Source organism: Seonamhaeicola marinus, assembly GCF_008085455.1.
Map to the genome: position 1 here is coordinate 298,495 of NZ_VSDQ01000679.1, position 12,668 is coordinate 311,162.

A 12,668-nucleotide genomic window follows, 5' to 3' on the forward strand; every position below is an offset into this window, starting at 1 on the left:
AGAAATGAAATTAATTATGAAAAATTATAAGTTTTTAAAAACAATAATACTATTTGCTATCGCATTGTTGGGAACATCTTGCGAAGTTGAAAATAGTTCTTTTTTAAAAGAAAAACCTAACGCCTTTTTAGATCCAAATGCCTTATTAGTAGATCAAGATGGCGCACAAATTTATTTATTTGGCGCATATGACGCCATACAACATGTTATGTCTTTTGGTGGTAGAGGCCAACAAGGTATGCAGTTTCTTTGGGGGATTTTAGCTAATGACCTTTCTGTTTCGCCTCGTTGGGATTCTAGAAGATTCATCTACTTACATCAAGCATCTCCATCAACACCAAATATAGAATTTTTATGGAGAGACATGTATCGAGCTGTCAATAGAGTTAACAGTGCCATAGATCGTATAGGAGCAATGACAGAAGATCAAATAGATACTGACGTTAAAAATACCTTTGTTGCAGAAGCTAGATACCTAAGAGCTATGTTGTATTTTGGCTTAGTTGTAGCTTGGGAAAATATTCCTTTAAAGAAGAACGAAACGGCAGATTTAAACAACCTAGAAATTGCAGCATCATCACCAGAAGAAGTTTATGACTTCATCATAGAAGATTTACAATATGCCATTTCCACTCTTGAACCAAGTCAAGGCGGTGGTAGAGCAACAAAAGGATCTGCCCAAGCCTTACTAGGAAAAGTTTATCTGCAAATGTCTGGTTTTCCTCTTAATCAAACCTCTAGATTAACTGATGCAAAAAACGTACTTAAAGAAGTTATTGATAGTGGTATCTACGAATTATTTCCAGATTATCATGAGATATTCCAATTAGACAATGAGCAATCAAATGAAATGGTGTTTGCCATTAGTTTTGATGGACCTGGTCTTCTTAATGGAGGAAATATGGGAAGTCAATTTGGGCCTATAGGGCCTCGTAACTTAGGAGGAGGTTTCCCTACAAGTTTCTTTAATCTAAACTTTATTACCACCTATGATCAAGATGGCGATTGGCGTTTTAAAAACAACGTTGCAAGACATAGAGCAAACAGAGCCACTCCAGAAGAAGCTTTTGAACAGGAAACTACTCCTGGTCAGTTAGGTAATCCTCTTTCTTGGAGACCTTGGAAATGGCATGCAGAAAGCCCAAATGCTTATACAGGTGATACCCCTTTTGACTATCCATACATACGCTATGCAGATGTTCTATTACTATATGCCGAAGCACTAAATAATCTTGGTGAATTAACACAGGCAGACTTAGACATGACTGTAAATGCCATTAGAGCTAGAGCTAGAAGAACTCCAGACGCGTTACCAGATATGGTTTTAGGCACACAAGAAGCCAATGATGCCGAAATTTTACATGAAAGAGCCCTAGAATTAGGTTGGGAAGGATGGAGACGTACAGATTTAACAAGGCGTGGTGTAGAATTTTACAGAAATGCCATTTTTGTGGATCAAAGAGGTGTAAATCCAGGAAATCCTCAAGATGATTTTGAAGATCATGAAATTCGTTGGCCAATTCCTCAAAGAGAACTTGATTTAAATCCACTTCTAAATCAAAATCCTGGATATTAAAAAACAATTCAAAAAAGGAGTGTCTTAAAGCACGCTCCTTTTTTCACAATTATAATTTAAGCTAGGTGCATTAAATCGCGTAGCACAAAACATTGAAAAGAAAGTACATTAGTTTAGTCGTACTTTAGTAGTTAGTTTTGAATGCCTGCTCTTTCTAAGAGCAGGTTTTTTTTAGAAACCAGAGATGTAATTTTCTAACTTCTCGGCACGTTCCAAACCTATTTTTTTCCTAATTCTTGATCTGGAAATATGAACACTATGTGGCTCAATATTTAAAATTCTAGCCATCTCTTTAGTGCCAAAATTCAACTTAATAAGAGCACAATGTTTACGTTCTGTAACGCTTAAATCTGGATGTTTGGTTTTAAGTTTTTCATAAAACTTAGAATTTACTTCCGTAAAACGCAAATTAAAGGTATCCCACAAATCTTTTGAGCCCTTGGTGTATTTATAGCTCAACGCTTTATAAGACTGCGGAGATTCCTTCTTCAAAACATCCAATAACTCTTCAATATCTTTTTCCTTATCTATTAACTGTAAAGCATAAGACGTTAATTCTTTGCTTTTAGATTCAATTTTAGCATTAATTTGCTCCTCTTTAAGTTTAGATTGAAGTTCAGACTCACGCTTATCCATTAGGGTGCGTTTTAACTTAATGCGCATTCTGTAAATAACAAGAATAACGGCAATGAGCAACACAACAAATGCCAAAATGGCTTTTAGCCTAAATTGAACTTGTTCATTCTGTGCAATTACCAAATCTCGTTTAGCCAGCTGTTCATTCTTTTCATAAATAGACTGCAAGTAACTGTCTTTTATTTCAAAAAGCTCTCCATTGGTTTTATTTCTTAATTGCTGCATGCTATCAGCAGCCTTATGAGATTGCTCCAAATAGTTATAAGCTTTAATACTTTGTTTCTTCTTATAATAAATTTCGGAAAGTTTGTATAGTACCTCAGGTTTTAAATCGGCTCTGTAATTTTTCCTATTAATATAGTTTAGACTTCTCTTGTAATAGAACAACGCACTATCCGATTGATTTAAAGCGTCTTTTAGCTCGCCCAAATACATTGCGATATTAGTTTTATAATCTACCGCCTTATTTAGTGTATGTTTATTGGATGAATGTAAATATTTACTGGATTCCTCATAATTGCCAAGTTTCAACATAATGTAACCTCGTTCTGCATCCATAAAAGGCATTTCAACTTGCTTACGTTCAATGACCTTTTCATTTACAAGACAGGAATCTAAATGCTTTAATGCCACCTTAAAGTTGCCAGACTTTCGCTCCTTTACTGCTAGATTCATATAGCTTGAAATTAAAGGGCCCACTTTTTCATTATCTTGAAAATAAAGCTCTTTTGCAATCTTTAAAGCTTCCCTTAAATGAGAATAAACCTCATCATCCATACTAAACATATCATACAAGCGAGCAAGTTGAATATGTGTCCTGGCCATTTCCTCCCCTTTCTGAGATTTATTGGCCAAATACAACCCTTCCCAAGCATGATCAAAAGCTAAACTATATTTGCCTCTTTGCATGCGCATTTCAGACATATGCATAAGACATTTAATAACCATAGTGGTATCCTTACTTCTTTGGAAATAAGAACGACTTTTTTTTAAAACCTGATACGATTTATAAGGAAATGTTTTATGTTGCCAAAGCGCCTTATTAACCTGGTTTGTATAATAGGTTGTTGAATCTGGTATAACATTTTGTATTAATGCATTTGAATAGAATACAACCGAAAAGAAAAGTATAGCTGTAATTAATAATCTGGTTTTCAATGAATTGTTTAGTTTTTGGTGATAGTTTGCTAAAATATCTAAAATACATAGTATTCAACAAAAAATAGAAACAAAAAATAGACACTATATAATTTTTGTGTAGTTTTCTTGTTTGATGAGCATTAGGACTTTATCTATTTTTGGAAAAACCAAACTAAGCTAAAATGCGTAAAAGCCTTTTATTGATTTTTTCGATATCCTATTTTTTTATTGGTTCTGTAGCAGCTCAAAAACAAGATAGGCCTAATGTTATATTAATTTTAACTGATGACCAAGGTATAGGCGATATTGGGTGCCACGGCAATCCATGGATTCAAACGCCAAATTTAGATAAGTTCTACAAAGGTTCGGTTAGAATGACCGATTTTCATGTAAGCTCTGTATGCACACCAACACGTGGAGCCATCATGACTGGTAGGTATCCCATAAATAATGGTGCATGGGCAACTTACAAGGGAAGAGATGCCCTATCTGGTAATGCCACAACTATGGCCGATATCTTTAAAGCCAATGGTTATGTAACCGGTTTATTTGGTAAATGGCATTTAGGCGATAACTATCCTGTGAGGCCTACAGATTGTGGTTTTGATGTTGCCATTCATCATAAAGCCGGTGGTGTTGGAGAACTTTCGGACCACTGGGGAAACACGTATTTTGATGATATATATTACGTTAACAACAAACCTCAACAATTCAAAGGGTATTGTACTGACGTTTGGTTCGAAGAAACTATTAAATTCATACAAAACAATAAGGACAAACCATTCTTTGTATACCTACCCACTAATGCACCACATGGACCACACTATGTAGAAGAGAAATATGCCGACCCATATAAACCTTTAGTTGGAACGGAAATCATGAATGCAGAATTCTACGGTATGATAACCAATATTGATGAAAATTTCGGAAAACTGGAAAAATTCCTTAAAACATCAAAGTTAGCCAACAATACTATCTTAATTTTTATGACCGATAATGGTACTCATCATGGCTATAGTGCCGATGGAAAACTAGGTTATAATCATGGTTTTAGAGGTAGAAAAGGTGGTAAACAAGAAGGCAGTCACCGAGTACCATTTTTTATTAGATGGAAAGATGGTAAAATTTCTGGAGGAAAAGATATTCATGCTGAAACGGCCCATGTAGATCTTATTCCAACGCTAGCTTCCCTTTGCAGAATTACTATTCCAGAAGAAAAGAAATTAGATGGTATTGACTTTTCTGAATTACTAACAAAAAAGAAGAAAAGACTAGAAGAGCGAACTATTTTTGTTCACAACCGTCAGGATTGGCGACCACCAACAGATGTAGATAAAACCTGTATCATTAAAGATGATTGGCGTTTAATTGATGGCAAAGAACTTTACAATATTGAAAAAGACCGTATGCAACAAAATGATTTGTCTGCAAAGTATCCTGAAGTTGTAAAAGAACTGCTAGAACATAATTCTCAATTCTTAAAAGTATCCAAAACTAACCCTGAATATTCCGAGTTTCCCGTGAGCATTGCTGGAAATAAGGATCAAAAAGAAACAACACTAACTATCCAACATGCCATTGGAGAAAGCGCAGGTATTTGGAAAGCAGAACATGTAGCAGCAGGCAAGAAAAGCTTAAACAATACGCATGCCCTTGAAATTGATAAAGAAGGCGTGTACAAAATTGAATGCAGAAGATGGCCTAAAGAGTGTCCAGGAACCATTTGGGGCGTACCAGAAAAAAATCCTAAGAACTTCTACACTTATGAAACTATAAAGCCACAAAAAGTGCGCATCAGTATTGCAAATCAAATTCACGAAAAAGCAGTTACAACCCAAGACGAAGCTGTTGTTTTTACAGTAAATCTTCCTAAAGGAAAAACTCTATTAGTGAATGATTTTATAGAAGGTAAAAAGAAGTATGGTGTTTATTACACGTACATAACTCCAATTTCAAAAAACTAAGGCAGATGAAACAATTAACAACATTTCTTTTCATCTTCAGTATAACACTTGCTTTTTCACAAAAACCAAAAGTATGGCTCATAAGTGATGGAGGTAATAACATAAACGATCCAGATGACATTTCTGCAGTAGCAAGTTATATCTTAATGTCTAATCATTTTGATACCCGTGCAATTGTTATGGCTAGTATGGTTCACCCATGGAACAAAAACACACCAAATCAAGGTAAATGGGCACAGGAAACTTATGGAAAGGCCTATGCTAAAGACCTTCCAAACCTTAACAAATATATTGGTGGTTATCAAAACAGCTTCCGATTTATGGAATCTTCTGTTAAGGGAATGGGTGAAAATTTTCAGTGGCAGAAAAACTACAATCTAAAAGACTACCCAAGTATTCTTGCGCTCTATAAAGAATTAGAAAAAACCAAGGGCACCTTAAACATCTTGTGTTATGGGCCATTAACAGAACAAGCTATTTTAGTGAGTTATTGCAAACGTTTAGGGCGAATAGATCTATTGCGTAAAATAAGGTTTATTAGTCACTGGACAAGTTCTAACTTCCATGTTGGAACCCTTAAAAACCCAGAACACACTCACAATTGTTTTGGAGATCCTATTGCCTGTGATTATATAAAGAAAATGGCTCTTAATGGCGATTTCAAATTCTATGAATGTGGGGGAATAGGGCAATATGGTATTGTTGAAGGCGGCCAAAAAGGAAAGGCCTATTTCAACCAATTTTATGAAAGTAATTTAGGTACAATTTTCAGAGAGGGTAAATTCAATAAAAACCGCGTTGACGATTCAGATAGTGCCTGCTATTGGGCTTTATTGGGAAATTATGGTGTGGCCTTAACTGATTTAGCAGACAACGGACTTAACTTTCCAGAAACCGAAGAAAAAAACGAAAAAGCATTTGCGCTTCGTGCTAAAGATATGCGTAATGAACTGCTAAGGCGTTCTAATGCAGCTGCTGGGTATAATCCTAATGCCATAAAAGTAGATATAATGGTTCCAGAGCATGGTATGGCAGATCCACATGCTTGGGTAGAAAATGATACCCTATGGTTCATAGCTGGTCATGACAAAAGTTGGGAGCCCGAAGGTTCCTTCCCAATGGATCGTTGGGAAATTTGGTCCTCAACAGATCTTAGAACATTTAAATACCATAATAGCATTTATCCAAAAGACCTTTATATCGGAGATAAACCAAACTGCTGGGCAGGAGATATTACAAAACGAAACGGAACGTATTATTGGTTCTTTTCTAATAGAAACATAAACACAGGTGTAGCGGTTGCAGATAAAATTAATGGCAATTACAAAGACCTTTTAGGCAAACCGTTATTACCCAAAGACATCATTCCAGGACACCCTTACGATCCGGAAATTTTTGAAGCTGAAGACGGCGATTACCATATCATTTTTGGGGCTGGTATTTATTATATAGCTACTCTTGCCGAGGACATGAAATCCCTTAAAACGGAACCAAAAGTATTGCAACTTTTAGATGAAAACGGGAAGTCGTTTCACGCCGAAGACAAACCCACATTGTTTAAACGAAACGGACAGTATTATCTGGTTTTCGGGTCGCGCTATGCCATGTCAGATGACCTTTATGGGCCATACCATTTTAAAGGCAAATTCTTAGATGGTGGACACACCAGCTTTTTTGATTGGCATGGTCAAAAATATGTGCTTCAAGAAAACCACGACATTAGTGCCTTTTACAGAGGTGCAAGTTTAAAACCCGTGTTTTTTAATGAAGATGGTACTGTTAAAATTCCAAAAAGTGATCGCTGGTATCCAGGTCCAGGACGTCCATTCAAATTTGAAAATAGCACCATGGGTTGGAAGGCAATAAATGGTACAAACATTTACATGAGTAATGGTTCTTTGGGCGGAAACATAAATGAGCCAAAGGCTATAGTTCAAAGTTCTCCTTCTCTATTTACAAATACAAAAGGTGCCTCTAAGGTTACCATCAAAATAAAGAATAATAGCCATGCCAGTTTATTAAGAATTGCTTTGTTCTCAATAAACAAAACCAATAATAAAAACTTTTGGAGAGATGCTGCTACAGTTGTAGACTGGAACACCCAAGATTGGGTAACCCTACCTATTTCTTCAAATGACAACGAATTTAAAACCTACACCATCCCATTATCAAAATTTAAAGAAGTTAACGAGAAGTTGATGCAATTAGCAATTCAGCCGGCCGTGAACACGTACAACGGTACTTGGGAAATAGACGAAATAATTATCGAATAACTAAACAATAAAATATGAAACTAAAACTTTTAGCTATTGTTGGAGCATTAATGCTAGTTGCTTGTCAACAAAGCGCAAAAGAAACAGCAATCATTGAGCAACCAGAAAACCAAGGAGGCTTTCCTTTTGTACTTCCAGATGAAAAACCAAACCGACAAATGAGTGCTGCAATGGAGCGTATCTACACGGATTATGCAGCACCTCAACCACAAAACAATGAGCTTTTTAGTCAGTTCAAATACACAGAAATGAAAGGCTTTGACTATAATGATTATGACGGTACGATATCACGAAGAGACCCTTCAAAAGTGTTGCTCCACAACGGGAAATACTATATTTGGTATACCTACAGAAATACGCCTACACCACCTCAAGGTGCTAAAAAATGTAATGATACCATTCCTTCATCAGATTGGGATTTAGCTGATATTTGGTATGCTACCTCAACAGATGGTTTTAATTGGGAAGAGCAAGGTGTAGCTGTAAAACGTCCAGAAAAACCAACAGTAGGTTGGCGTTCGGTTACAACAACAGATATTCTAGAATGGGAAGGTAAATTCTATTTGTACTATCAAGGATTTATGGAAGCTAGTGGAAAACGTGGTGATGATTGTCCTGTTGCTGTCTCTTACGCAGATTCTCCTGAAGGCCCTTGGACGCCATATAACAAAATCGTTATACCAAATGGCGCCGAAGGCGAATGGGATCAATATTCTATTCATGACCCCTATCCTCTTGTTCATGATGGGAAAGTTTATATTTATTACAAATCAGACTTTGGTGAAAGACCAGATTTAGTTAGAATGCAGGGTTTAGCAATTGCAGACAACCCTCTAGGGCCGTTTAAAAAGCATCCATTAAACCCATTGATTACCTCTGGCCATGAAACTTCTTTATTTCCATTTAAAGAAGGTGTAGCGGCTTTAGTTTACAAAGACGGACCCGAACATAATACCATTCAATATGCTAAAGATTGGGTAAACTTTGAGATAGCTTCTATAACAGAGTTAATGCCTTACGCTGCTGCTCCATATGTTCCAGATGCATTTACCAATACAACTGACGGAAGGGGAATTACTTGGGGAACAGCGCACTTTATAAATGCCACTGGAGACTGGAGTAAATTCTGCTCTAAACTTGTTCGTTTTGACTGTGACTTGAGTAGAGATGTACATGATCCTGAAATGAAAGAACATCGTGTTAAGCACAAACCAGATGTGTATTACCGCCAAGGTTTAAGTAAAGCACAAAAGGAACGCATAGCAAAACAGAATGAGGCCTTAACTAAACAATAAGATATACGCTTTAAACTAACAATAGAAATTAAATATGAGATTCAACCTTTATTGTCATTTAACTCGAATGAAAAAAGTACTTTTTCCATCACTATGTGTTGTTGTACTATTCTTAATTACGGACTGTTCCAAAACTAATGATGATTATGTTAGTTTATTTAACGGTACTAATTTAGATGGTTGGTATGCTAAAATTAGAAGTAACGATGCAGCTCTAGCCAACAAAGTATTTTCCGTACACAATGAGGCTATTCATGTTTATAAAGATTTTCCTGAAGCATATGAATTAAATACCGGTGAAAATAACACTCATGGTATGCTGTATACTAAAGACAAGTATAGCAAGTTTATATTAAAATTTGAGTACAAATGGGGCAAGGGTATAGCCAATAATTTTGATAAATATCAATATGATGCTGGCGTTTACTATCATGTTGTTGATGACAAAATTTGGCCTAAAGGAATTGAGTATCAAGTAAGGTACAATCATATTACCAATCGCAATCATACAGGCGATTTTTGGGCGCCAAAAATAGATTGGTACTCATTAGACGGAAAAACATATACACCTAAGGAAAAAGGCGGAAAACTACTTGTAAAACCAGGAGAACACTTAGGCCTAAAAAACTTTGAGAATTACCAAGCTCTTAATAATGAGTGGAACCAATGCGAAATTATTGTAATGGGCAATACTTATGTAATTCATAAACTTAATGGTGACATTGTAAATATGGCCACTAACCTGCCGAATAAAGAAGGTTTAATTGGATTTCAGGCCGAAACTGCAGAAATACTTTATAGAAATATAAAAATAAAGGTGTTTGAGGAAAATATTCCAATGGACCATTTCCTTAACTAATTTTAGATCAGTAAAGTTTAAAAGAAGGTTAAAAATTATCTTTAATCTTCTTTTTCCTTCCCATATTAAAAATACCTACTTTTAAACCTACTCCTACCGAAAACCCGTTAATATTTCCTTTTTTATAAAGTGGTTGTTCGTAATCACTGGTTATTCTATATCTTATACCAGTTTCTAATTGTGTATATCTAGAGAAATTGTAAAGAATATTAATACCAGGTTCTACAATAAAAAAGGTATCAAAGTCTTCGTCATCTATATCTTCGTCTACACCTTCGTAATCATCAGAGAAGTTATTTCCAAAATACCCTATAGCGCCCCCTCCAACTAAGACTGGAAAAGACACACTTATAAATTTTCTTCCAAAAAGAATGGGCTCTAAGTGTAAACCACCATAACCCCCTATCATGGCTATTTTATCACCGTTAAATAAATCGGGTCTGTCATTGTCTCGTTCATTAAAAAAGACCGTTCCACCAAGTCCAACTTCCATCTTTCTATTTGCAACATAGGCCAGTTTTATATTTCCAAAAGCTGTATCTCTATTGTCTATTTGACCATAATGAAAATTAAATCCGAAATACACCCCATGAACTACATTTTTTCTGTCATCAAATTCTACATAGTCCTTGTCTTTCTTTCTTTGACTAAACGCCGGTGAAATAACCAGTACTAAAATTAAAAAAGTAATTATTCTATTCATTTTGTTGATTGATTTTATAGTTCTTTTAAAATAATTAAGCCTTTGTACCCAACAACATCAATAATACCTTGATTAGCAGTACCATAATTGGCTTTAACATTCCTTACCTTATTCTTTTCATCAATAACCTTGCTCACTATATTCTTCATAGTTTTAGGGATTCTAAGTACCCCCTGCTCTAACTTTGCTGTAAAGTCGAAATTAGAATTGGCAATATTAACATACACTTCGGATGTATTCTGGTTAATATTAAGTGTTGGCACTTCACTACACTGGCGTACTCTTAATTCTGCCAAATGTAATTCTAAATTTGCTTTAGATACCAAACTATCTAATGCCACGGTTGAATATTTAATATCTCCAGAGATTTTACCCACCTTAGTTACATCAATATTGTCTTTATTTGAATACAACTCTAGGTTCTTAATATCTTCAAAGCGAATTTCGGAACCGTCGGATTCTAATTTCATTCTATCTGAAGCATCAATTGTTAAAGTACCAGATTTAGCATTTATTGACACATTACTTAAACTACTTGCTTTTAAGTGCCCATATTTTATAGAAATATTTGCGTTAGAAATGGCATCTGTTATTCTTAAATCGCCATGTTCTACATCGGCTTTTAAAGTACCTTCCCAATTTGTAATAACCACATCGCCATATTTATTTATGACTTCAATCTCTGCTCGTTTTGGCAAATAAATTCTATAGTTAATATTGGTGTTTGTTTTTTCTGCATTAAAAGCATCTACCTTTTTGATATAGCGACTAAAAAAGCCTTGTTCTCTTTCTGAAATATGAGATTTTACCATAACAACATTTCCAGAAGTTTCAATCTCGGGATTAATTCTATTAAGAAGCTCTTTGGCTTTTTCCAGGTTTCTTCCTTTAGCCTCAATCTCAACGGTTATTTCAATAGTTTCTCTAGTCCACCCATCAATAAAGACATCGCCATATTTGTTTTCAATGAACAATTGACCATTGTTGGAAAGTCTTGCTGTTTCTTTAATTTCTTTACTGACCTTGTTTTGCCCAAAAGCAACACAGGTCATTAATACCAAAAGGGTATTAATAGTTGTTTTATAGAATAATTGCTTCATCGTCTAGGGTATTATTAGTAGGAGGATATGATCTGTTCAACAAGTCTTCCATGAGTTTAATTTTCTTTCTATAGTTATTGATAATAGCTTCAATAATTTTTTGGTTGTTAATACCAAGTTTAAGCTCTTTTTTAAGGGTTTCGTATTCGCTATCTAAATCGTCTATAAGTGTTAAAAAATCGGCTCTATCTTTTTCAGATAGGTAATTGTTATTTTTAATTAATTCTATCTGGTTGTTCACTAAAAGCTTATAATGATTATCAATATCATTTAGTTCTTGGTTGGCAAAACTACTTTCATTTGCAGAGTCTATAGGGTTAGCAAAAAATAAGGTTATACCTAATAGCAATATAATACTAGCGGCCACTTTAAATGCTGGCTTTTTCCAAAGCGGAATAACCTTTGGCTCTGGCTTGGCAACTTCTGTAACTATATTGCTCCAAAGCCTTAACTTATCGCTCTCATCTATACTGTGAACATCAAATTCTGACTTTTGACTTTCAACATATTTTTCAAATTCATCTCTCATATGTCCTGCATAATTTCTGTTAACTTCTTTTTTGCTCTGTGATACTGCGATTTAGATGTGGATACATTAATACCCAAAATTTCACCTATCTCTACATGATCATAACCTTCTATTAGATATAAATTAATTATGGTTTGGTAGCCTTGGGGTAAAGACTCAATACCTCGCTTAATTTTACTGATATCTAAATCTATATTCTCTTTGTTTTCCTCGTCATTATTTTGAATCCAATAATCATTATCTTCAATAGCAATTAGTGGCATTTTTTTTGACTTAAGATGATTAATACTTCTATTAATTACAATACGTTTTAGCCAGGAACCAAAAGTGCTCTCATATCTAAAACTTTCTAGTTTTTTAAAGGCCTCAATAAAACTTTCTTGAAGCACATCTTCTGCATCTTCTCGAATTTTAACCATACGCATACACACATTAAACATAGCATCTACGTATAATGCATAGAGCTTATATTGTGTTTTGGCATCTCCTTGCTTACTGCGTTCAATGAGATCTTTATGTGTAAATAATATGGCGTTACTCACTATAAAGTTGTAATGGCTAACTCGATAATCGAGATGTGGTTATTCCCTGTT

10 protein-coding genes are annotated in these 12,668 nt (G+C 35.0%); 5 read left to right on the forward strand and 5 right to left on the reverse strand.

Going from position 1 to position 12,668, the window contains the following annotated elements; genetic code table 11:
- The first annotated feature begins 4 nt into the window (after window positions 1-4).
- Window positions 5-1,576, forward strand: a complete 1,572-nt coding sequence (locus tag FUA24_RS12495; protein WP_246147042.1) for a RagB/SusD family nutrient uptake outer membrane protein — start codon at window positions 5-7, stop codon at window positions 1,574-1,576.
- A gap of 171 nt (window positions 1,577-1,747) precedes the next feature.
- On the opposite strand, the gene FUA24_RS12500 is transcribed toward FUA24_RS12495, so the two are convergent.
- Window positions 1,748-3,370 carry a hypothetical protein gene (locus FUA24_RS12500; RefSeq protein WP_148542790.1) on the reverse strand — a complete coding sequence of 541 codons (1,623 nt, stop codon included), beginning with the start codon at window positions 3,368-3,370 and terminating at the stop codon, window positions 1,748-1,750.
- Between the two features lie 164 nt (window positions 3,371-3,534).
- Here FUA24_RS12500 and FUA24_RS12505 point away from each other — a divergent pair, with 164 nt between their 5' ends.
- The 4 genes from FUA24_RS12505 to FUA24_RS12520 all read left to right on the forward strand — a co-directional run bounded on the left by FUA24_RS12505 (window position 3,535) and on the right by FUA24_RS12520 (window position 9,743).
- Window positions 3,535-5,316, forward strand: a complete 1,782-nt coding sequence (locus FUA24_RS12505) for an arylsulfatase (protein WP_148542792.1) — start codon at window positions 3,535-3,537, stop codon at window positions 5,314-5,316.
- Window positions 5,317-5,321: 5 nt separating this feature from the next.
- A complete protein-coding gene (locus FUA24_RS12510) occupies window positions 5,322-7,589 on the forward strand; it encodes a family 43 glycosylhydrolase (protein ID WP_148542793.1) in 2,268 nt (755 codons plus the stop codon).
- Between the two features lie 14 nt (window positions 7,590-7,603).
- Window positions 7,604-8,884 (forward strand): glycoside hydrolase family 117 protein, encoded by a 1,281-nt coding sequence (locus tag FUA24_RS12515; RefSeq protein ID WP_148542795.1) that lies wholly within the window; start codon window positions 7,604-7,606, stop codon window positions 8,882-8,884.
- 67 nt (window positions 8,885-8,951) lie between these two features.
- On the forward strand, window positions 8,952-9,743 hold the full coding sequence (locus tag FUA24_RS12520) for a 3-keto-disaccharide hydrolase (protein ID WP_187388274.1): 792 nt from the start codon (window positions 8,952-8,954) through the stop codon (window positions 9,741-9,743).
- A 28-nt stretch (window positions 9,744-9,771) separates the two neighbouring features.
- Here the strand turns inward: FUA24_RS12520 and FUA24_RS12525 are convergent, their stop codons facing one another.
- The 4 genes from FUA24_RS12525 to FUA24_RS12540 are packed head-to-tail and all read right to left on the reverse strand — an operon-like array spanning window position 9,772 to window position 12,617.
- Window positions 9,772-10,446, reverse strand: a complete 675-nt coding sequence (locus tag FUA24_RS12525; RefSeq protein ID WP_148542799.1) for a hypothetical protein — start codon at window positions 10,444-10,446, stop codon at window positions 9,772-9,774.
- Between the two features lie 14 nt (window positions 10,447-10,460).
- A complete protein-coding gene (locus FUA24_RS12530) occupies window positions 10,461-11,546 on the reverse strand; it encodes a DUF4097 domain-containing protein (protein ID WP_148542801.1) in 1,086 nt (361 codons plus the stop codon).
- Window positions 11,527-12,075, reverse strand: a complete 549-nt coding sequence (locus FUA24_RS12535) for a hypothetical protein (RefSeq protein ID WP_148542803.1) — start codon at window positions 12,073-12,075, stop codon at window positions 11,527-11,529. The genes FUA24_RS12530 and FUA24_RS12535 overlap by 20 nt, the downstream gene beginning before the upstream one ends.
- The gene (locus FUA24_RS12540; RefSeq protein WP_246147043.1) at window positions 12,072-12,617 is read right to left on the reverse strand and encodes an RNA polymerase sigma factor; all 546 of its coding nucleotides are present in this window, start codon (window positions 12,615-12,617) and stop codon (window positions 12,072-12,074) included. Before FUA24_RS12540 ends, FUA24_RS12535 begins: the two co-directional genes overlap by 4 nt.
- Window positions 12,618-12,668: the final 51 nt, after the last annotated feature.